Here is a 22,136-nt window from a genome sequence, read left to right on the forward strand (position 1 = left end):
TAGGGAATACAAATATGTGGCTTGCGAACTTAAGATGTTAACGGGGCAGCGCAGGCAGCCCCGTAAGTAGCTTTAAAACTACTTGGCAGGCTTTAGCACATAGATAGCACCGGGAGCACCACCGTTGGGGTTTAGCGCAACATAAATTAACCCATCGGGTGCAGAAAGCACGTCGCGTACGCGGCCTAAACCTTTAAACAAAATTTCATCGCCAGTCACTGCATCGTGTTTATCATTAATGCTCACTCTATGTAGTTCTTGTGAGCCCATGCCAGACGCCAGCAAGCTATTTTGCCATTTAGGGAAGGCATCACCTTGATAAAAATCGATGCCGCCGGTGGCGATTGAAGGCACCCAGTAGTGTAGCGGCTGTTCCATACCCTCTTTGTGGGTTGTTGCATCCATTGGAGTACCGTTGTAGTTCATTCCATAGGTAATAACTGGCCAGCCGTAGTTGAGGGCTGGGTTAATAATATTAACTTCGTCGCCGCCGCGTGGGCCGTGTTCTGTTTCCCATAGGTCGCCGGTAACGGGGTGAATGGCCAGCCCTTGAGTGTTTCTGTGGCCATAACTCCAAATAGTGGGATAGGCGTTTTTGTTATTAACAAATGGATTGTCTTTGGGGATGGAGCCATCGCTATGGATGCGGTGAATTTTACCGTTAGGTAGGCCTAGGTCTTGCGCGTCATCCTGACGGCCGCGCTCACCAATACTAAAGAAGAGATAATCATCTTTAAATGCAAATCGGCTACCAAAATGTACGCCACCGCTTAAATAAAACGATTCATCGGTCTTAAAGATTTGTTGCTCTTCAACCCATTTATTGTCTTTTATTTTGCCCCTTACAATGGCGGTCATTCCTTTGCTGCTTAGCATGGATGAAATTTCATCAACATAAGAAAGGTAGATCCACCCATTTTTTGCGTATTGCGGGTGCGGCATAACTTCTAGCATACCTGCTTGGCTATGGTTCCATACTTTGGGTACGCCGGTTATTTCTTGCGCTTTGCCATTGGTAATGGTGAACAAGCGGCCGTCTTTAATAGTGGCAATAAAAGTATTGTTGTTGAGTGTGCTAATTGACCAGATTATTCCAGGCAGGTCGACAAACTTCTCTACGGTGAAATTATGAAGTTCGCTTTTGTAAACGCCGCCAGTATTAGAGGCTTTGCTCTTTTTACTTAGTTTTGCGCGTTTTTGTTCTTCTTGTATATAAATAATCAAGGCTCTAACTTGATTGGCATCGAGTACGCGCTCCCATGCGGGCATGCCAGCAGTGGGGATACCTTTGTTTATAGATTTAGCTATGCTGGCGTCATCTGCGCCATGTTTCCATTCATCGTCTATTAGTGATGGACCTAAACCGCCGTCCAAATTTTTGCCGTGGCAACTGGCGCAAAATTGTTGGTAAGTGCCTGAGGCGGTGTTGGCGCTTGCGATGTGCGATAAAGTGGCACTTAGACAGGTTAAGGTGGACGCAAAAATAAAACGGCGTACAGGGTGAGTATCGCGTTTAGGGGCGGGGCGCGCTTTCATGTTGCTATCCTCTATAATTTATTTGACGCAGGATTCTAACATCAAAAAGGTGAGAATAGGGCGCTAAAGCAATACCTCGTCCCAGGTGTGTGCCATTTGTGTAAACGCCACTTCTTGGCCTATAGGTTCAGAAAAATATTCCCCTTGACCGAAGTCGCAACCCAGTGCAATTAGGGTTTTAAGCTGGCGCCTGGTTTGAATGCCCTGAGCAACAACTTTAAAACCAAAGCTGTGTAGTAAATCGATAGATGCCTTAGCGAATGCCTGATAAGCATCGCCTTGGTCTATGGTGTTTGTAATATTGGGGTGAAGTTTTATTATTTTTATAGGTAATGCGTTAAGGCTTGCGCAGTCTGCGAGCCCATTAGCAAAACCCTCTACGAGTACGTCGCAACCAATACTTTTTAGCCTGTCCATGCTTGCATGTAAGGTGTTGGAATCTAAAAAGCTCTCTTTTACCTCTATGCATATTTTATTTTTAGCTGCAGGGCTAGATTGCAGTATATTAATAACGCGTTCGAGCAAACTTGCAGTTTCGAATTGTCTTGCAGAAAGGTTAACGCTGATAGGCGTGGGTTCGTGCATCAGGGACCAATCTGTAAGCTGTTGCACTATAGTTCTTAGCATCCACTCGCCGGCGGGAATCAGCGCGCCCGTATCTTCTGGACGTTGGGTAAATCCTTCAACAGTAGGGGCGATGAGCTTTTTGCGGCGCCATTTTACATAGGCTTCGAAGAAAACGGTTTTACCTGTTTTGAAATCTACAATGGGCTGATAGGCAAGTCGCAATTCGTTGTTGTGAATGGCATTGCGTAGATCGTTTTCAGTTTCAATTTGTTGTTGTAGCAGGTTGCGCATATCGGTATCGAATATGCACAAGCGAGATGACTCTTGGGTTTTGGCTTGATACATGGCGAGATCGGCGTCGCGCAGTATAGATTCAGCATGCTCATAGTTGTGATCCACAATAGCCACACCAAAGGTCGCGCTAGTAACAAGTTCGTGTGGTGAAATTGCAATGGGCTTGGAAATAGCGGTTTGAAGCGATTTTACTAGAGCGTGTATGTCATCTTCATTGGTAATATTGTCGATAAGCAAGATAAATTCATCTCCGCCTATTCTTGCAACAAGGTCGAGCGGTGATATGTTGGACGTTAAGCGCCTAGCAACCTCAAGTAGCAATTGGTCGCCAACCAAATGCCCCAGGCTATCATTAATACTTTTAAATCGGTCTATATCTGCAAAGCATATTGCGAAGCGATAATACTTATCTCTGCTGGCTTTTTCTAAGCAACGACTAATCGATTCCATTAGTTTGGCTCTATTAGGCAAGCCAGTTAATCGATCGTGATATGCTTGGTAGCGCAAGCGTGCTTCTGTGCTTTTCTGCTCGGTAATGTCGAATGCGCTGGCAAGCCAGGTTAGCTGACCATCGAACATGGCAGGCGCAACATTGGTGTGCAGCCAAACGGATTCACCTTTACCTGTTGCGACTTCAACTTCTAACTTTTGGATTTTGCTCTTTGCAGAGTTTTTTACACTAGACAGTCTTGGAAAGTTGGACGCGAATACTTCGCCAAATAAAATTTTTACAGAAAGGGCGCGCAGCTCTTCTTCTGTGTACCCAATAAGTCTTTCCATGGCGGGGTTGGCATATACAAACTTTTCACGCATGGCAAATATGGCAACCTCGGTTGTTTCTGCCAGTACTTTAAAGCGCTCTTCGCTTTCTTGCAGCGCGAGCTGGGTAGCTTCGCGCTGCCAGCGTTCATATACAAGTGAGGTTAAGTCGGCAGCCGAAGCAGCGAATTGCTGCTCATCAGGTCGCCATTTACGTTTTACTTCTGATTGCTCTATTCGCAATACGCCCAATAACTTACTCGAGGCTCGGATGGGAGCATGAATAAAGGCGCCAACCGTGCCGTCTTTTTCTATTTCTATCGCCCGAGGGTCGTCGTATATGTTTTCAACAACCATGGCTCGACCACTGTGTAATGCAGCCGTATAGTTTTGTATGTTTTTAAGCTCTAAGGTGCTGCCTTTTTTGATTATTTTGGTTCGTGCGTTGTAGTGTAAAGCGCATTGGAAGCATTTTTCTTTTTCATCAACAAACCATAGGCTTACTTCTTGAACGTTAAGTGCTTTTGCCACCGATGCGGCGAGTGTTTTATAGAACGCTTCCAGGTCGTTGTGCGACTCTGTGCGGGTGTTTAGCTCAAGTAGTACTTCGTTCTGAAGCTCTAAGCGCCTTACGCTGGTGAGAATATCTAAATCTTTTTGTTTGCGGTCAGTTATATCCCTAATTAAAAGCATAGTAACGCTTTGGGTTATAGGGATTATTCTGCTTTCGTAGTGACGTTGGTCGTTTTGGCTGGTATTTTGGCTAAATTCAAACGTGGTTTTCGCGTTTTTTGTGCGTGACGTTTTTACGGTTGCAAGTAAATCTTTATATATTTCTGATTGCATTACATCGCGCAAATATTTGCCCACTTTTTCAACTGCAAAGATAAAATGCGCTGCTTGATGTTCATTATCTTGGAACGAAATAATTTTGTCGTTTTCGTCGAGCAGGATAAGTACTTCGGGTATAGCGGCAAACATCGCACGCAGCTCGGTGTTCTTTTCCAGTAGCTCTGCAGAGTTTATTTCTAACGACCGTTCTAGTAGGTTGCGATCTTCGTCGAACTCATGGTATGCCTTGCTTACGGCGGAAAAAAACGGTTCGAGGTCACCAGAGGTTTGAGCCGTAGTGTCGGTTAGGTGTTTTCCTATTTGGCGCTTCAGTAACTGGTGATATTCACTCATTGTGTTCGGTTATTCTTCCCAAAACGTTGTAATAGTCATTGTTTGATTGTGCAGCTCGCATTTTGCCGTAGGTGTATGGGGAGATATTTCACCGTATGAATAGAAACCTGTTACAGCAACCTGCGGGCCTAAAACGCTTCTTACAGCTTCTACTTCTTCTTCTGTCCGTTGCTTAAGAATCATTTTTCTACCCACACAGCTTACTAAAACGGCTAGCTCTGCTTCATCCGAATTAAAGTGTTTAACACTTTCGTTAGCGGCATTCTCGGCGCCAGAAACTAAGCGAGAGAAGTTGGCTTTCATAAAACGGGCATACTGCCCAGTGGGGACATTGCCGGCAAACGTCACACTTTGGTCTTTTTCATCTACGCCTAAAATTGTTCTAACAAGTGTTGTATTCGATCCTTCTTCACGAATGGTTAGTGGAAACAGGAGGCCAGCGCTAGGCAGGCTTTGGGCGTGTTCGCCAAGGTGTTGCTTGTATAATTGTAGTGCAGGTTTGCCGTCTAGTTCGTACAGTACGTTAGCTTGTGAACGTGTTATTAGCCGCTCGGTGCCAAAGGGGTCCCAGCCGCCCATACAACCGTGACCAACATGAATGCCGTCGCCATAAAACCCTACGGCAACCACTTGGCCGGTTTTGGGGGCGCCGTTTGCGATGGTTTGGGTAAAAGTGAAGTCACCATTGTCGCCTGCAAGGCCACCGGTAACGGATATGTAGCTGGGTACAGATTCAACTAGGCCGGTAACCAGTTCGCTGCCATTGACATTCAAGCCGTCTGAGAGCACAAAAATATGTTTTAGCGGTGTGTTTCTGTGGGCGAGAAGCTTTTGAGCTAATTGTGCTCCTGCACGTTTGGAGTGGGCTATATCTGTGACTTCGGCGCACACGCTGAATGTTGACGTATTCTTGAAGGTAACCGCAGTTATTACGCAATGATTGCTTGTTACCCTGGTGTCTTCTATTTCGCCTGCTGTCGAACAGCCTACAATCGTGGCGCAAGGGAAGGCTGTGCGTGCACGCTCATAGTTTGCAGCAAACTCATCGCGGTGCTCACCTGAAAAAATGAACACTAAATCGGTTTCTTGGGTCGGTTCTAGTGGTAGCGTGTTTATGCTGTACTGTTGAACGTTCATGTTTCGCCTATCTTTAAAAACTGCCTTTAAATGATAGGTGTAAAACAGGTGAATCGCCATTTAGGTGGGCGGTATAGCAGGGGGGAGGGGAAATATGGCGCGCAGTTTAACTGGCGCCATAGGAACACAATGTTGACAGCTAAAGTGGGAATTCGACTAGTTCTACAGCGCTGTTGTCGTCTTTTAAGTACCAGCCGGTTTGCTCCCAGTCGCCTAACACTATGCGTTCGCACACCCCTAAGCTGTTTGTGTGCTTGTGGCGGTTGGGGCGATGAGTGTGGCCGTGAATCATGAGTGAAGTGTTAGCCTGCTCGAAAGCTGCATTTACGCTAGTTTCGGCAACATCCATGATATCTTCAGCTTTATTGCTGTTCATGCTCTTACTTTTGGCGCGTAAATCTGCTGCCATAGCACGTCGGTGCTCGAGCGGAAGAGCTAAAATTTGAGCTTGCCACGCTGGGTTGCGCACCTGCTGGCGGAACGCCATATACTCAATATCGCCGGTGCACAGGCTATCGCCGTGTAACAAAAGCGCTGTGCGTCCGTCAGTTAAGGTAATGGTGCAGTTTTCTTCAAGCAGTGTAGCGCCAGTAAGTTCGGCGAATTTACCGCCCACCAAAAAGTCGCGGTTGCCGTGCATAAAATATGTACTAACTCCACGCCCTTTTAGGGCTGCAAGCTGTTGGATAACGTCTTTGTAGAAGGCTCCGTCTTCGTCGTCACCAATCCAGGCGTCGAAAAAATCCCCTAGAATGTATAGCTCATCGCCTTGGCTAAGGTGTTGCTCGCAGAAATCATAGTAGCCCTTAGCCAAGTCCATTCGACTCGGCTGAAGGTGTAAATCCGAAATGAAATAGCGCGCCATAATTAGGCTACGGTTACTTTTTCAATGATAACTGCATCGTTAGGCACATCAGCGTGGCCGCCATGCTTGCCAGTAGAAACCGCTTCAATTTTCTTAATTACTTCTAAACCGTCGGTTACCTTACCGAATACGCAGTAGCCCCAGCCTTGCATATCTTTACTTTTGAAGTTTAAGAAATCGTTGTTTTTGGTGTTGATAAAAAACTGAGATGAAGCACTGTGTGGGTCCATGGTGCGGGCCATAGCGATAGTGCCAAGCTCATTTTTTAAACCGTTGTCTGCTTCGTTTTGTATAGGCGCTTTACCTGATTTTTGACTCATATCTTCGGTGAAACCACCACCTTGAATCATAAAATCTTTAATAACACGGTGAAATATTGTGCCTTCGTAAAAGCCTTCTTCAGCATAGGCTTTAAAGTTAGCTGCGGTCTTTGGCGCCTTGTCGAAATCAAGCTCTAGGGTGATGTCACCGAAATTTGTATGTAAAGTAATCATTTACAGCTCCAGATTGGTTTAAATAGCACGTTATACCTGTGCAGGAAATTTCTGGCGGCTATAATACGCCCTTTAAATTAGATGGCAAATGGGCTCACGTTCTTCGCTTCCGCCCTGTACACTGCCAACACTTTCGCACTAGATAGAGCATGTATTTTTATGACTGACACCCCACTGGGTTCCGCAGAGACCGAAGCAGGTAACGACAAGCCGCTTAACTTCCTAGAGCAAATCATCAAAAAAGATATAGATGAAGGTCGGTGTAATGGCCTTGTTACGCGTTTTCCACCCGAACCAAACGGCTATTTACACATTGGCCACGCCAAATCTATCTGCTTAAATTTTGGCCTTGCTGAGCGCTTTGGCGGTGTGTGTAACTTGCGTTTTGATGATACGAACCCAGCCAAAGAAGAAATGGAGTATGTAGAAGCAATTAAAGCCGACGTTGAATGGCTAGGCTTCACTTGGGGCGGCGACATCAAGTACGCATCGAACTATTTCGACCAATTTTATGGTTGGGCACAGCATCTAATTAAAAACGGCAAAGCTTATGTGTGTGACTTAAATGCCGAGCAAGCTAGGGAATACCGCGGTACCTTAAAAGAGGGCGGTAAGCCATCGCCATATCGCGAGCGCAGTGTTGAGGAAAACCTCGACCTACTAGAGCGCATGAAAAACGGTGAATTCGACGAAGGCGCTAAAACCCTACGTGCAAAAATTGATATGTCGCACGGCAATATCAATATGCGCGACCCTATCCTCTACCGCATTCGTAAGCAAAGTCATCACCAAACGGGCGATAAATGGTGTATTTATCCATCTTACGATTTCGCCCACGGGCAAGAAGATGCCATCGAGGGTGTAACGCACTCTATCTGCACATTGGAATTTGCTGATCACCGCCCTTTGTACGAGTGGTTCATTGAGAACCTTCCTGTGCCGAGTAAGCCCAAGCAATATGAGTTTGGCCGTTTAAACCTAAACTACACGGTTACCTCCAAGCGCAAACTTAAACAGCTTGTTGATGAAGGTGTAGTTACTGGTTGGGATGATCCGCGCATGCCTACCATAGCCGGTTATCGTCGTCGCGGTTACACGCCAGCGGCTATTCGCAAGTTTTGCGAAATGATTGGTGTTACTAAATCTGATGGTGTAGTTGATGTGGCGATGCTTGAGCATGCAATACGCGACGATTTAGATAAAAATGCACCCCGTGCAATGTGCGTGCTTAACCCTCTAAAAGTTACTTTAACTAACTACCCAAGCGATAAAACCGAAGTGTTTACCGCTGCCGGCCACCCCAACCGCGACGACCTACAAAGTAGGGAGCTGCCGTTTGGCCAAGTGGTGTATATCGATAAAGAAGACTTTAGAGAAGAAGCCAATAAAAAATACAAGCGTTTGGTTATTGGCAAGCGTGTTCGCTTGCGCAACGCTTATGTTATTGAAGCTGATGAAGCTATTAAAAATGATGCGGGAGAAATAATTGAAGTAAAAGCGCGCATTATTGAAAACACGGTAGGTAACGACCCAGAAGACGGCGTCAAGCCCAAAGGCGTAATTCACTGGGTTGCAGCACATGATTGTGTGGATGCCGAAGTGCGTCTTTACGATCGCCTGTTTGTAGATGAGGCGCCCGACGCAGGTAATAAAGACTTTATGGAAACCATCAACCCAGAGAGCTTAACTGTACTTACTAATTGTAAGTTAGAAAAAAGCCTTGCTATGGCAACCGCAGGTCAAGGCTTTCAGTTTGAGCGCGAAGGGTATTTTTGTCGTGACGCTAAAGAGCCTGGCTTAGTGTTTAATCGCACTATTGGCCTGCGCGATAGCTGGGGCAAAAAAGACGCATAAAATAAATTAGAACACTGCAGCTGCTTTAATAAAGCGGTTGCAAACAATTAGGCTAGCTATGTCATTAACTGTATACAACACGCGCACACGCAAAAAAGAACCGTTCGTACCTGTTAACCCACAAAGTATAAAAATGTATGTGTGTGGGCCAACGGTTTATAACCTTGTGCATATTGGTAATGCGCGACCCGTCGTGGTTTTCGATGTTTTATTCCGCGTATTAAAAACGCTATACCCCGAGGTAGTTTACGCGCGCAATATCACCGACATTGACGACAAAATTATGAAAGCCGCCAAAGAAAATGGCGAGTCTATAAGTGCGCTCACGGCGCGTTTTACTGAAGCCTACATCGAAGATATGGCAGCATTGCATAATTTACCGCCCAGTATTGCGCCGAAAGCAACTGCTCATATAGAGCCGATGATTGCAATGGTTGCTGCATTAGTCGAAAAAGGCCATGCCTATGAAGCAGACGGGCATGTGTTGTTCGATGTGCAATCTATGAAAAACTACGGCAAGCTTTCTAATCGCGCGCTAGAAGATATGCTAGACGGCGCACGTGTAGAGGTGGCAGATTACAAACGCTACGCTGGCGACTTTGTATTATGGAAGCCATCCGCAGATGACGAACCCGGTTGGGCTAGCCCTTGGGGCCGCGGACGCCCCGGTTGGCACCTAGAGTGCTCGGCAATGATCGAAACCCATTTGGGAAACACCATTGATATTCATGGTGGTGGTCGCGATTTGATTTTTCCGCACCACGAAAACGAATTAGCGCAAAGTGAATGTGCACACGGTGGCGAAGAATACGTGCGCTATTGGATGCATAACGGTTACGTGAATATCGATGGCGAGAAAATGTCTAAATCGCTAGGCAATTTCCGCACTGTGCGCGATCTATTACAGCAGTATCACGGTGAAACTATTCGTTTTGCTTTGCTAAGTGCTCAATATCGTTCAGAGCTAGATTTCTCTGTAAGTCTACTGGATCAATCCAAAGCTGGCCTCGATACACTTTATGGCGCACTAAAAAATGCACCTGCCACCAGTACCGACGCTGTCGATTTAAGTGATAACGCCGGTTACCTTGCCTTATTAGACGACTTAAACACACCACAGGTTATTGCCGAGCTGCATCGATTGGCCAAAATCGTTAATAAAAACGAAGGCCAAGAAGCTGCAATAGCTGCTGCACAACTACAGGCACTGGGTGGTTTGCTAGGTTTATTACAGCAAGAACCTGAAGCGTGGTTTAAAGCCACTACTAGTGGCAGCAGTGAGCTTTCGGCGGAAGACATAGAGCAGCTTATTGTGGAGCGCAAAGATGCAAAGCTCGCTAAAAACTATGCGCGTGCCGATGAAATTCGAAAAGAGCTTACCGAAAAAGGCATAGCGCTTGAAGATTCAGCTTCTGGTACAAGTTGGAAGCGAATCTAGTGAAAGCACATAAAGTACTTAATGTTTTAACAGGGGCGATTATTACAATCGCCTTTTTAATGTTGTGGGGCTGTTCAAACAAGGAAGACTACGAGCAATGGTGTGCTGTGATGATGGAAAAACCCAATGGTGATTGGGTAGACCCAGAGTTCGAGCAGTTTGCACAGCGATGCTTAGGTGAAGAGTAATAAACCTTATATGAGTAGCCCAACTAAGTTTAGTGTTATTGAAGCGCGCTTCGCAAATTTGCGCAGCAACAAGCTTTTCGAGTCTTTCGTTATTTTTGTTATTGTCTTCTCGGCGCTGGTTATAGGCGCTAAGACTTACGACATTCCAGATTCTGTTTCTAATGCCGTAGCTGTGCTCGACTGGTTTATTACTGGTTTCTTTTTGGTTGAAATATGTATTCGCTTTCTTGGCGAAGAACAGAAGACGCGATTTTTTCGCAGTGGTTGGAATATTTTTGACACCATTATTGTAATGGTTAGCGTAATCCCTATTGATGATAGCGAATTAGCTATAGTGGGGCGGTTAATTCGCATATTCCGTGTTCTGCGCATGGTGTCTATTATCCCCGAGCTGCGCATGCTGCTAAACAGCTTGTTAAAAGCTATGCCGCAGCTTGGTTATGTTGTGCTGCTCATGTTTATTATTTTTTACATCTATGCAGCAGTAGGCAGTACTTTCTTTGCTACTATTAATGAAGACCTTTGGGGCGATATTACTTTAAGCTTGCTTACCCTGTTTAGGGTGATGACTTTTGAAGATTGGACCGATGTAATGTACGAAACCATGAAGGTCTATCCCTTCAGTTGGGCGTACTATATTACGTTTATATTCTTCACCGCTTTTGCATTTCTTAATATGATTATCGGTATTGTAGTGAATGTAATGGAGCAGGAGCATAGAAGTATGGTAGAGGAGGGGCTTGAAAATGAAGGCCAAGAACTCGCTGCCATCAAAGCTGAGCTTGCCGAAATAAAAGGTATGTTAAATACGCTGGTAAACCAGCCCTCTAAGTAAAATTGTAGGAGTAAAAATATCGATTTCTTAAGTTTGGTGCCTACCGCTATCGAATTAATCGACACTCACCTTAAGCGAAACGGTGTGGCAAAGGAATACGATCTAATTACTTTGGTAAACAGCCAGTGTGATATTCGGTGGAATGCAAACGCGAATATCGCACTGTTTCAGAAGCACTTTCTCATTCAGCACTGCTTATACCGTATTCAGCAATCCTTGCCCTACGGCTGTGCTCTTACTATTTCACCGCTTTTAATTCAGTATTACCACTCAGATAGCAATGTAACTTCGCAGCTAAGTAATAGTGTGCAGTCGCAAGAGCTGGCAAATTATTATTTAGATTGGGCGAACTTTTGCGCGGCCACAGAGGACTCTGTGGTGGAGTTGCTCACCGGCTTCTGGAAAAAATACGCTGCTCATCAGGCGGGGGATGACGACTTCCAAACCTTGGGCTTAGATAGCAATAGCGAATGGCAAGATGTGCAAAGCGCCTATCGGCGTTTAGCTAGCTCACTGCACCCAGATAAGGGCGGCAGCGCAATAGAATTTAACAAGGTGCATGCCGCCTACCAGCGCCTTAAACAGCGGCGTTAGGCTCGTTGCCCTCCGTAGTGTTTTCCAGCAGCGGTGTTTTAGATGCAGCGATTGGCGCCTGCTTTTGTGGTGCCTCGCTAAACAAACACACTCTATTTCTACCCATTTCTTTCGCAAGGTAAAGGCATTCATCGGCGGCGTTCATAATGGCTCGTGATGATGTGAAATACCCCATGTCCGTTGATGCCACACCCACACTCACAGTAACTTCTCGTTTAGCCATAGGTTTTTCGGCGATGGTTTGCCTTATGCGTTCTGCGACTATTTTTGCAGCCGCGCTATCGGTGCGCGGCAAAATTACAGCAAATTCTTCACCGCCAAAACGGCAGGGTAACATTGGTTTGCGAGTAAGGGTTTTAATGGTTGTAGCTACTGCACGCAATGCTTGGTCACCAGCATCGTGGCCAAATGTGTCATTAAGCTTTTTGAAGTAATCTATATCTATCATAAGCAGTGCCAGCGGTTGTTTGTTGCGCTGCGCTCGCTCAAATTCAACTGGGAATACATCGTCGAATCGGCGTCGATTACCTATTTCTGTTAGGGCGTCGGTGTGGCTTTGTTGTTTAAGTTCTGTCATACGGCTACCCAATGCGAGTGATAGCAACACCATTTCAATAATTGAGCCTATTTGGAAACCGTTTTCGGTAAAGAATGTTCTTGGTAATACGCCAAACACTTTAAGTACATAAACAATTACGCTAAAGATGAGTGCGGTCCATGCGAGCATAAAATAGCGAGCAGGGCGGTAGCCCGATGCTAATCGTAATACGCCCATAACAAAAAATAGCGGCATTATGGTTAGGGTTAGCACTGTCATAACAGGTGCCATAAAAGCATAGGGCATTGTAAGTACGGCGGGTATTGCTACAACGCAAGCTATCATTAGGCATTTGGCTATTCGGTTAAGCAGCTTAGAAAATTCTTTAATATTTAAAATATCTGTTGAGAATTGCAGCGCAAACACCAGCGACAGCGAGAGGGTAACAAGCAGGCCCTCGTTACCTATTTGTGGGTGATTAGGCCAGAAATATTGAAACGTTAGGCCATTATGTGCGCCCATATAGAGCCCGTAAAAGAATATATATAGAAGGTAGTACAAAAAGGCTTTATCTCGCACTGCTATAAAAATAAACAGGTTATAGAGCACAAGCACCATAAAGCCACCGTAATACAACCCGTAAATAAGTTGCTGAGTGCCCACAAAACTAAGTAAGTGTTGCGGCTCGTGTATGCTTAACGCTATGTCGAGTGAGCCTTCTGATTCGTAGCGTAAAAAGTATTCTTTTGTGGACCTTGCGGGGATGATTAGTGGAAACAGGAATTCGCGGTGGTAAATTTCTCTGTGGCTAAAAGGAAATTTATCGCCATATTGCTTTACGCTCCAATGGCTCTCGTAGCTTCTTGTCCAGAGTTGAAGGTTATCAATAAGGGGGTAAGCTTGTCGTAGAATAATTTCTTTAGGTGCCGACTGCGGGTTGTGAAAGCTTAGTTTTACCCACCAAGCAGAGCTCGAATACCCTATGTTGGTGTCGCCAACCGAAAACTGAGTGGTGGCTTCATCTTCAAACACTTGCGCTACATCGTCTATCGTGGCGCTGGCAGAAACATCTTCGTACAGCTTGAAATTGTTATCTAGCTCGAGGAACTCAAATTCTTGGTTTAGGTCAACTTTAATAGATTCTGTGCGAAGGCTGCTTGCTGTTGCTGTCGGCTGAGCGTGTACTTCAAATGAGATTATAATCGCGAGCACCACTAGCAATAGAGTAGACGCGGTACGAGTGGGTATTTTAGCCATATTCGAATCTTAACTAACTCTATTAACGTGGAAAGTGTAAATCGGTTTACCTTGTTGCGCGTTTATTCAACCGTAAAAGTGTAACACCGTATTCAGATATATTGTGGTTTTTTGCTGAACCTATATCTGATCCAATCGCGTCATATAAGGCTTATATATTGAGCTTAGGCCAACGAAGGCGGTTGAATAGGATCTAGGTCGATACATGAGTTGGCTCGCAGGATATAATGCGGGTAACTGTTTGCAAACTATTTAGAAGTAATTGCTGGGGCCCCAGTAAAACCGTAAAAGTGGAGTATGTGAGTTACATGTATATAGGTACCGTAATCGGCGCGTTAATTGGTTTTTTTACTCTGGGGCCTCCGGGAGCCCTATTTGGTGGGGTTGCTGGCCATTTCTTCGATAAAGGTAGGATGAAAGTTGCTGCAAGCTTTACTCCCGAAGCACGTAAAGCGGTAGAGCAGGCATTCTTTAACACGGTATTTCCTTTAATGGGGGTAATTGCCAAGGCCGATGGCCGAGTTTGCGAGGATGAGATTGGCAATACTGAACAGCTAATCGCCGCTATGCGCCTAGATAGCGACGCGCGTAGCCAAGCTATTAGACTGTTTCAGAGTGGAAGCAAAGGGGAGCAGTCGGTAGATGCTATTTTAGATGCATTTTTAGTCGATTGCGGCCAATATCGCGACCTAAAACAGCTATTGCTTGTGTATTTGATCACTCTTGCCTATGCGGATGGCACTTTGGACCAGGCAGAGGAAAATATACTCGCAAGTATTGCCACACGCTTAGGGTATTCCAGCTTTGCTTTTAATCATTTACTTGGCATGGTTAAAGCACAGTTTCACTTTGATAATCGTCAGCGTTCGGGCAGTGGTGGCCGTGCCTCTAGTCAATCGGATTTATCGACTGCTTATACCGCTTTGGGGGTTGAGCCATCGGTATCGGATTCTGAGTTAAAGCGGGCGTACCGCAAGCTAATGAGTGAGTATCATCCAGATAAGCTCGCTGGGCAGGGCGTACCTGAGCATGTAATTAAAGTGGCGACCGAAAAATCTCAAGAAATACAAAGTGCTTATGAGATGATAAAGAAACAAAGAAAATCGCAAAGTTAACAATGATAACCTTTAAGAGGGCCTCGTATTTATTGGTTTGTTGCTATTTGTTGTTTAGCAGCTTTCACGCAGGGGCTTGGTCGCTCGCGTGGCACGGTACCATTGCCAGCAGCGCGTTAGACGGCGGAGCCAGCGAAGGTCAACAAAAAACACTTATCGCATATGCTAACGTGTTATCTAGTGAGTTTTCTGCCGAGCGAAAGGATTGGCAGCGACGCACAAGATATGAAATTAAAAAGCCTAGTTCAAGCGCTGCACTTGCAGAGAAAGCAGCTTACGAAGCCGCTTGGCTTGCTGCGTGGCCAGATTTAGTACGTAGCCAAAAACTGAGTGTGCTTTTTAAAGCCGTAGGTGCCACCACACCAGCCGATTTAGCGGCATATAAAAATTACACAACCTCTACATGGCACTATCACAATGTTTTTTACGATTCTAATAACAAGCTTTTATTGAGTTGCAATAAAAAGAATCGTGGCAAGTTATACTCGGCGCTATCTGCGCTAGAATCTTCGTTGCAGTCAGATCTTTCTATTAGTCAGCAGGCTATTGCATTTGCTTTTTATGTTCACCTCGTAGGCGACGCTCACCAACCCTTGCATAATGTTAGCCGAGCAAATAAACACTGTGAACACGATCGCGGTGGTAATACCTATTGCTTAAAAAAGAAGGGCGCAAAATGCAGTTTAAATGCTCATCAGTTTTGGGATTTGGCAGCATTTAACCCAGTGGAATCCATTGATATTCAGCCCGTCAAGCATAAGGCTGCTTGCGGTACTTCACCTGCTTGGGGAAGCTATTTACTGGCAGAGGCAAAAGAGCTAGTAGTGAATTTGTACCCGAAGAACGATGATTTCAATAATGCAAAATATCGAAGTAACGCAAAAAGTATTGCTAAAAGTAGAATAGAGATGGCTGCGAGCAGGACTGCTCAAATAATGAAATGCTATTTGAGGGATGCCAATAAATAATTAATTGGAATAAATGAGGCGCTGGGCGGTAAGCGCTAAAAAGCTTACGAATAAAGTGCCCGGCTCTAACGTAAACGTAAGAGCTATTAAAGAAACGAGCTAGCGAGCTAGCTCGTTTTGTTGAATGCTTTGGCTTATAGCCTAATTACAGAGGTTCTACATTCTCTGCTTGAGGACCTTTTTGGCCCATGCCTTCGGTAAAAGATACCGATTGACCTTCTTTCAATGTTTTAAAGCCGCTACCAGTAATATTGCTGAAGTGAACGAAAAGATCGTTGCCGCCTTCACGACTAATAAAACCGTAACCCTTGCTCTCGTTGAACCACTTAACAGTTCCGTTTAACTTATCTGACATGGTATAGCATTTAACCTTTCTTGATTGTTGCGTCGGTAATGTTACTTTTAAATTGTTACACCTTTAGGAAGTGTAAAGGTAGAAATGGGTAACAGGTTTAAAGCAAAATTTGCATTGATGCATTCAAAAAAGGATGCCCCACAACTGCAAGTAATTGGCTAGAAAACACAGTTTGTCAAATCAACCTACGACCGATTCTAGGCCGGTTCGATTAAGAAAACAATATGCTTTCGGCCGCTAATTAACCGAATTACTGGGGAAATATTAAAAAAGGGGAGTCGGGCGCTCGTTTTTTTGTTTGAGCGCCATGTTTTTGCAAAAAAGCGAAGGGTGAGTTAATCGGAAAAGGGGCGTTTGGGCAAAAACGGTTTTATTTGCATTAGCCCTTTATCGTAAACCCTTTTTACATTGGGTTTAACGCCAACCTCTATTCTGCGAGAGAGCATTGTTGTAACAAATAGGCATTCTTTTGTGTTTACTGCGCATACCGCATGACTTCTGCCTAGCTCGTCTTCGTACACGCCCCACTCTAGGCCTTCCACTTGGCTTACATATATGTCGCCTAAGATAACGCCCATAGCTTGTAAACTTTGTGTATCGGTTTTAGGGATAACCTGCTCGTCAATTAAGCGTTGTAGTAGGCGGAAGTCCGCTACTCCACCGCGAAAGGACCGTGCATAATTGTCGCGCAATATTTCATTAATGCGAGTGCGCTGCTGGCTTAAATAGTTTTCATTTATCCATGCCATGGGGTCTACTCTGGGTAGAGTGTCTTCGTCATTGGCATAGATAGTCTCAGCTGTCACAGGGGTTGCAAGTATCAGTACGGCAAACAAGCCTGTGAGGCAAAGTGACAGCTTTTTGCAGTAGGTAAAACAGTTAACCATTACAGTGTTTCCTTGCTTTTATTTGTGTGTTTTTTAGGAGTCTCAACAAAAACCACCTTTTCTGGGTGAATAAGGCTGAGGGGCCGACTAAAGCCATTTTCTGTTACCAGCCTAACATGCTCGCGCTCTAGCATTCGAGCCGAACGCACTCCACAGGAGTGGGCGATGGTCTCTACAGATTTAACCAAATGATAATGATAATTTGCCACCCGTTCGCTTTTAACGGTAGGGTCTAGCCCCTTTTGTAGTTTCTTGTCGTGGGTAGTAATGCCTGTTGGGCACGTGTTTTTATTACATTGTAAGGCTTGAATGCACCCTAATGCGAACATAAAGCCACGTGCAGAAACAGCAAAATCTGCGCCTGTCGCCATGGCAACGGCCACGGCTCCGGGGTTGACCAGCTTGCCTGATGCAATCACTTTGATGCGGTCGCGCAAGCCAAACTCTTTGAGTGTATCCACTAACAAGGGCAAACTTTCTCTTATAGGCAGGCCAACATAATCCATTAGAGGCTGCGGAGCCGCACCGGTTCCACCTTCTGCGCAATCTACGCTAATAAAGTCTGGTGCATAAGCGTTGCCTTTCACTGTTATTAGTCTACAAACTTCTTCTAGCCAAGCTGGGTCGCCCATTACTGCTTTAAAGCCAACCGGTTTACCGGTGGTTTCGCGGATGGCGACAATAAGCTCTAATAGCTGTTCGTTGTTCGCGACATCTTTGTGGCGATTAGGGCTAATTGATGCCTCGCCTACAGGAATACCACGTATGCTGGCAATTTCAGTGTTTACTTTTTCTGCTGGCAAAATACCGCCTTTGCCAGGTTTTGCGCCTTGGCTCAGCTTTAGCTCGAACATTTTTACCTGCTCTATGGCTGCTAGCTCCTTAAGCTTGGTGTGGCTTAGGTTGCCTTTACTATCCCTAACACCATATTTAGCAGTACCAATTTGGAATACAATGTCGCAACCGCCCTCTAAATGGTAGGGCGATAGGCCGCCTTCCCCCGTGTTTACCCAGCAGCCCGCTTTCTTTGCCCCATGAGATAGAGCTTGGATGGCGACACGGGAGAGCGCGCCGTAACTCATACCCGAAATATTAAAAAAGCTGGGGGCGTGATATGGGGTTTTGCAATCTGGGCCAATGGTTAACGACCCAGATTCGGTGGCATCTTCGTCAAGGGTTGGGAATGCAGAGTTAAGAAACAAGGGTTCACCCGTTACTCGCAGGTTGCGAGTAGAGCCAAAAGCAATGGTGAGGTCTATGTTTTTAGCAGCCTTGTACACCCAAGTGCGCATGGCGCGGTTAAACGGCATTTCTTCTCTATCCATAGCGAAAAAATACTGCCGGAAAAACTCACCTAAATGTTCAAAAAAGTATCGAAAACGGCCTATAACGGGGTAATTTCGTCGTATAGCCTGAGTGTTTTGAGTAGAATCAATAACATATAGCACAGCAATGGTGATCAAGGCGATTACAACTATCACCATAATAAGCAGAGCAATATAATTCATTGCCTGTTGAGCGAATGTGTCGAGCATTTAGATGGTGTTCCCTAACTAGTAACGATTTAGCACAAAGTGACGTGAACGTATAAACACGGGTACGGTGTTGAATTGATTGCTTTTTAGACTCTATAACTTGGTAAGTTAAACCTGTTACATATAAAGGCAGAATCTATGCGTACCTCAATGGTGGTTAGTGTACTATTGCTAGTCATTGCAGCGCTAGCTTGGCGCTTGTATTGCCAAACAATTGAATCGCAGGAGTTAGCTGTTAAAGTCGACGCTGCCAATGCTTATTCAAGGCAGCTAGAGTTAGATATTTTGCGTTTAGAAGAGGCGCTGCAAAATGCACAAGCGAATACGCTTGAAAATAAGTTAAAGCGCACAAATGAACAATTATTAAACGGTTTTGATAGCTTGGTGGATGAGCTCAAAGAAAAACTTTCTGATGAGTTAAACGATAAAACCACTGAACCAAACCCAAATGATCCGTTTTAATTTCACAGAGTAAGGATAAAAAATGAAAGCATTTAAGGTTATTGGAATACTACTACTTATAATTGTTGGTCTGTTAGCGGCTGGCGGTTATTACTTGTATAGCAATCTTAACAGCTTGGTAAAAGAAGGCGTTGAAACCGTTGGGCCACAAGTTACCGGTACCAATGTAAATTTAAATAGCGTAGATATCGCCCTAAAAGATGCGCGTGCTCAGTTTAAGGGGTTCTCGGTGGCTAACCCAGCGGGTTTCACCACTGACAATGCATTTAGTTTTGAGGATATCGTATTCGATATTGATCCCAGTTCGCTGCAAACCGATGTAATTGTTATTGATGAAATGCGCATTTCAGGTGTAAGCATTACCGCAGAACAAAAAGGCTTGGATTCAAACCTGCAAGCACTACTTCGACAAATAAATGAAAACGTGGGTGGGGGCTCTACGCAACAAGAGCAGGCCGCTGAAGAAAGCGCAGGCAAAGAAATTAAACTAGCTATTAAAAAACTTGTCTTTAGCGATAACAAAGTAAATTTAGTTACCGAAAAGTACGGTGATTATGTGCTAGAAATGCCAATAATAGAGTCTGTAAATTTAGGTAGTGCTTCAAATGGTTTAACCCCTGCGCAAATGGGTAAAGCCATTGTGGACCCATTAATAAAACAAGCTAAAAAGACGGCGGAAAAACGCCTGAAAAAATTAGCAGAAGAAAATATTAAAGATAAAGCTGAAGCTAAAATGCAAGAAAAGCTAGACTCAGCCTTGGATGATGATGCCAAAGAAAAGTTAGACAAAGTTAAAGGCTTGTTTGGCAAATAATTGAAGCGGTAATACTTTTGATTAACACCTATATGAGCCTCCCTCGAGAGGCTCTTGTTGTATTTGAAAACAGTGATTTTACGGTGTGTGCCAAACCTTCGGGTATTGGCATGCATGACGAACCCGGTGAGAAAGGTTTTGTTACTCTGGTGCGTACTGTACTGGGTGATTCGGCGTTATTGCCTGCCCATCGTTTAGATAAACCCACATCTGGCCTATGTATATTCGCCAAGTCTTCTGGCGCTGCAGCCCAATTTGGACAATTGTTCGAGCGCAAACTCGTTACAAAATACTACCTTGCCATTACGTCTAAAAAGCCAGCAAAAAAACAAGGGGCAATTATCGGCGATATGGTTAAAACGCGTAATGGTAGCTGGAAGTTAACAGCGGCTAAAACTAACCCAGCAATAACACATTTTTTTAGTTTCGCGCTGGCAAGTGGTATGCGGTTAATCCTGTTAAAGCCTTCAACGGGTAAAACCCATCAGTTACGAGTAGCTCTTAAAGCGCTAGGCGCCGCCATTATTGGCGATGAGCGTTATGGCGGTGAGCCTAGCGATCGCTTGTACTTACATGCCTATCAGTTAGAGTTTGAGTTTAACGGCGAGCGCCATTCATTTAAATGCAAGCCAACCAGTGGCGAGTTATTTTTAAGCGAAGCGTTTAGCTCTGCGTTAATTGATATTGGCGATGCGCCTTCTCATGCATGGCCCACTGTAAAAAATAAAAAGCCTCTATAAATGCAGAATATTCTTTGGTTGAAGCGAATTAGCTTTTTGTTGCTTGCTTGTTGTGTACTAGCGACTTGTACGTATTTAATTATTCAGCACAACGATGTGGCAGGGCGCTTAAGCCTAACGCCTAATAAAAGCACTGCAATAGGTGAAGGTGGGCATTGGGATAACCCAGCGATAAAAAAAGTGCCTTGTACAAGTACAGTAGAGAAGGATTTTAGCTTGGACTGTGGTGTGCTAACTACAAATATCAGCCGTGGGCAGTTCGAACTTGGTTTTGCCGTACTTAAGATTAAAGCACCCATATCACGCAAAAGGCATGTTGAAGCTGGTAGCGCCCAAAAAGCGCCTGTTATATACCTAGAGGGCGGGCCGGGAGTAGGTGGCGCTACCGAGCAAGCGAATATCGATTTTTGGCAGGTGTTTTTAAAGGATGCCGCTTTGCCGCGAGAAATTGTTCTAATAAATACGCGCGGCACTAAAGGCGCCTTGCCTTACTTTGATTGCGCTGAATTAGCTACAGAGCAGCTGCGCTTGTTAACAACAAGTACATCGATAAGTGATGAAATTGCGTTAATGGCTAGCTTGCAGAAAAAGTGTGTGGCCCAATACCATGCATTTTTACAGGCACAGGTGCCTTTTACAAAAAATGAACAACATCCTGGCATAGGGCTACTTAGTTCTCACTACTCTAAAGGTGATGTTACTCAGCTAATGCGGGCATTGGGCTATGAAAAGTGGCACCTTTGGGGCGGGTCTTACGGTGGCAGGCTGGCGTTGCTTGCAGGGCAGAGTAAAGAGGTAGTCTCTATTGTTTTAGATTCACCCTATTTGTTTCAGTCCGGGAATCTATTAAGTTTTCCTCAGCTAGAATTAAAAGCTAGAAAGCATCATATGCAATTGTATGAGGAGTTCTTAGTTGCTTTAGAGCCGAAAGATGCTGAAGTATTTCCCGCTAGTTACCAACAGCTAGTACAGGCCGTATTGAATAAACTTGAGTCTTCAGCGCAGCCAGTAGAGATTACTTTGTTTGAGCAGCCGATTAAAAAACTTGTATTTACTGAGATGGACTTAATAAGTATTGAGTTTACTGTGCTTTACGATAGTGCACTGTGGCCAAGCTATTACTGGTTTCTGCTTAATTTTATTGAGGAGCCGACGCCTTTTAATGAGCAGTTTGCAACCCAGTTTGATACAAAGCTCGTGTTAGATGCGTATCTATTCAATTTTGACACAGAATTTTTTAACTTGGCCACCTATACCGCGGTGGAATGTTTGGATAACGACTTGCCTGATTCGTCACTATTTAAAAAAGAAGTTGATCTAGTGGCAGAAGAGTATTTTCCAAAGAGTAGCTACCGCAGTAGCGAAGCTCGAAACGCCGACATCACTAACTGGAAGCAGTTTTGGTTGGAGTTTGAAGATAGTTACGTCTGTAGCGACAGTATCTTTAACGCTCGTGACTCGGTACATACTGCCGCTTATCCTACTGTACCTTTATTAGTATTAGCAGGGGACAAGGACCCGGTAACCCCCGCGGCTACACTTAGAGAGTTACCTATGCGTGATAATGTTTATACAAAGGTATTGCGCAATTGGGGGCACGGTGTATTGCTAAGTTATGGGTGTGAACCCACATTACTTACTAAAACCTTAGAAGCATTTGAGGCTGGCGAGCCGATAGCACCAGAGGCAATGTGTGAGTTGGATTATTTTGAAGGGTAA

At 44.8% G+C, this 22,136-nt stretch carries 20 protein-coding genes; 11 read left to right on the plus strand and 9 right to left on the minus strand.

The genetic code is table 11. From position 1 onward, the window contains the following. Positions 1-78: 78 nt before the first annotated feature. The 5 genes from SDE_RS09965 to SDE_RS09985 form a co-directional block, all read right to left on the minus strand. Entirely contained in the window at positions 79-1,536 is a 1,458-nt protein-coding gene (locus SDE_RS09965) for a PQQ-dependent sugar dehydrogenase (protein WP_011468375.1), read from the minus strand. 63 nt (positions 1,537-1,599) lie between these two features. Beyond that, the gene (locus SDE_RS09970) at positions 1,600-4,341 is read right to left on the minus strand and encodes a sensor domain-containing protein (RefSeq protein ID WP_011468376.1); all 2,742 of its coding nucleotides are present in this window, start codon (positions 4,339-4,341) and stop codon (positions 1,600-1,602) included. Positions 4,342-4,350: 9 nt separating this feature from the next. Beyond that, positions 4,351-5,478: an FIST signal transduction protein gene (locus tag SDE_RS09975; protein WP_041324564.1), complete on the minus strand. Its 1,128-nt coding sequence runs from the start codon at positions 5,476-5,478 to the stop codon at positions 4,351-4,353. Between the two features lie 139 nt (positions 5,479-5,617). Next, a complete protein-coding gene (locus SDE_RS09980) occupies positions 5,618-6,343 on the minus strand; it encodes a UDP-2,3-diacylglucosamine diphosphatase (protein WP_011468378.1) in 726 nt (241 codons plus the stop codon). Positions 6,344-6,345: 2 nt separating this feature from the next. After that, positions 6,346-6,837 (minus strand): peptidylprolyl isomerase, encoded by a 492-nt coding sequence (locus SDE_RS09985; RefSeq protein WP_011468379.1) that lies wholly within the window; start codon positions 6,835-6,837, stop codon positions 6,346-6,348. Positions 6,838-6,996: 159 nt separating this feature from the next. Here SDE_RS09985 and SDE_RS09990 point away from each other — a divergent pair, with 159 nt between their 5' ends. Genes SDE_RS09990 through SDE_RS10010 form a run of 5 tightly spaced genes read left to right on the plus strand, consistent with a single transcriptional unit; the run spans position 6,997 to position 11,746 of the window. After that, complete coding sequence (locus SDE_RS09990; protein WP_049762618.1) at positions 6,997-8,691, plus strand: glutamine--tRNA ligase/YqeY domain fusion protein; 1,695 nt, start codon at positions 6,997-6,999, stop codon at positions 8,689-8,691. A 58-nt stretch (positions 8,692-8,749) separates the two neighbouring features. Next, positions 8,750-10,129, plus strand: a complete 1,380-nt coding sequence (gene cysS, locus SDE_RS09995) for a cysteine--tRNA ligase (RefSeq protein ID WP_011468381.1) — start codon at positions 8,750-8,752, stop codon at positions 10,127-10,129. After that, a complete protein-coding gene (locus SDE_RS10000) occupies positions 10,129-10,317 on the plus strand; it encodes a DUF3012 domain-containing protein (protein ID WP_041324566.1) in 189 nt (62 codons plus the stop codon). Before cysS ends, SDE_RS10000 begins: the two co-directional genes overlap by 1 nt. A gap of 10 nt (positions 10,318-10,327) precedes the next feature. Further along, positions 10,328-11,152 (plus strand): ion transporter, encoded by an 825-nt coding sequence (locus SDE_RS10005; protein ID WP_011468382.1) that lies wholly within the window; start codon positions 10,328-10,330, stop codon positions 11,150-11,152. Between the two features lie 36 nt (positions 11,153-11,188). After that, entirely contained in the window at positions 11,189-11,746 is a 558-nt protein-coding gene (locus tag SDE_RS10010; protein ID WP_011468383.1) for a DNA-J related domain-containing protein, read from the plus strand. Here SDE_RS10010 and SDE_RS10015 read toward each other — a convergent pair. Then, complete coding sequence (locus SDE_RS10015; protein ID WP_011468384.1) at positions 11,730-13,541, minus strand: sensor domain-containing diguanylate cyclase; 1,812 nt, start codon at positions 13,539-13,541, stop codon at positions 11,730-11,732. The two genes, SDE_RS10010 and SDE_RS10015, sit on opposite strands and share 17 nt — an antisense overlap. Before the next feature lie 308 nt (positions 13,542-13,849). On the opposite strand from SDE_RS10015, the gene djlA reads away from it, so the two are divergent. Together djlA and SDE_RS10025 are read left to right on the plus strand one after the other, a co-directional pair. Then, positions 13,850-14,656, plus strand: a complete 807-nt coding sequence (gene djlA / locus SDE_RS10020) for a co-chaperone DjlA (protein ID WP_041324567.1) — start codon at positions 13,850-13,852, stop codon at positions 14,654-14,656. Between the two features lie 47 nt (positions 14,657-14,703). Further along, positions 14,704-15,624, plus strand: a complete 921-nt coding sequence (locus SDE_RS10025) for a S1/P1 nuclease (RefSeq protein ID WP_158303872.1) — start codon at positions 14,704-14,706, stop codon at positions 15,622-15,624. A 145-nt stretch (positions 15,625-15,769) separates the two neighbouring features. Here the strand turns inward: SDE_RS10025 and SDE_RS10030 are convergent, their stop codons facing one another. From SDE_RS10030 to SDE_RS10040, 3 genes are all read right to left on the minus strand, one after another. Beyond that, positions 15,770-15,979, minus strand: coding sequence for a cold-shock protein (locus SDE_RS10030; protein WP_011468387.1), 210 nt, complete (start codon positions 15,977-15,979; stop codon positions 15,770-15,772). A 335-nt stretch (positions 15,980-16,314) separates the two neighbouring features. Then, a complete protein-coding gene (locus SDE_RS10035) occupies positions 16,315-16,866 on the minus strand; it encodes a DUF3806 domain-containing protein (protein ID WP_011468388.1) in 552 nt (183 codons plus the stop codon). Continuing rightward, positions 16,866-18,401 (minus strand): FMN-binding glutamate synthase family protein, encoded by a 1,536-nt coding sequence (locus tag SDE_RS10040; RefSeq protein ID WP_011468389.1) that lies wholly within the window; start codon positions 18,399-18,401, stop codon positions 16,866-16,868. Before SDE_RS10040 ends, SDE_RS10035 begins: the two co-directional genes overlap by 1 nt. 138 nt (positions 18,402-18,539) lie before the next feature. On the opposite strand from SDE_RS10040, the gene SDE_RS10045 reads away from it, so the two are divergent. The 4 genes from SDE_RS10045 to SDE_RS10060 are packed head-to-tail and all read left to right on the plus strand — an operon-like array spanning position 18,540 to position 22,136. Beyond that, positions 18,540-18,863 (plus strand): hypothetical protein, encoded by a 324-nt coding sequence (locus SDE_RS10045; RefSeq protein ID WP_011468390.1) that lies wholly within the window; start codon positions 18,540-18,542, stop codon positions 18,861-18,863. Positions 18,864-18,885: 22 nt separating this feature from the next. Further along, on the plus strand, positions 18,886-19,677 hold the full coding sequence (locus SDE_RS10050; RefSeq protein WP_011468391.1) for a hypothetical protein: 792 nt from the start codon (positions 18,886-18,888) through the stop codon (positions 19,675-19,677). 17 nt (positions 19,678-19,694) lie between these two features. After that, positions 19,695-20,417 (plus strand): TIGR01621 family pseudouridine synthase, encoded by a 723-nt coding sequence (locus SDE_RS10055; protein ID WP_226986485.1) that lies wholly within the window; start codon positions 19,695-19,697, stop codon positions 20,415-20,417. Then, the gene (locus SDE_RS10060) at positions 20,418-22,136 is read left to right on the plus strand and encodes an alpha/beta hydrolase (protein ID WP_011468393.1); all 1,719 of its coding nucleotides are present in this window, start codon (positions 20,418-20,420) and stop codon (positions 22,134-22,136) included. It abuts the gene before it with no gap.

It is taken from the genome of Saccharophagus degradans 2-40 (assembly GCF_000013665.1).
GTDB classification, from domain to species: domain Bacteria; phylum Pseudomonadota; class Gammaproteobacteria; order Pseudomonadales; family Cellvibrionaceae; genus Saccharophagus; species Saccharophagus degradans.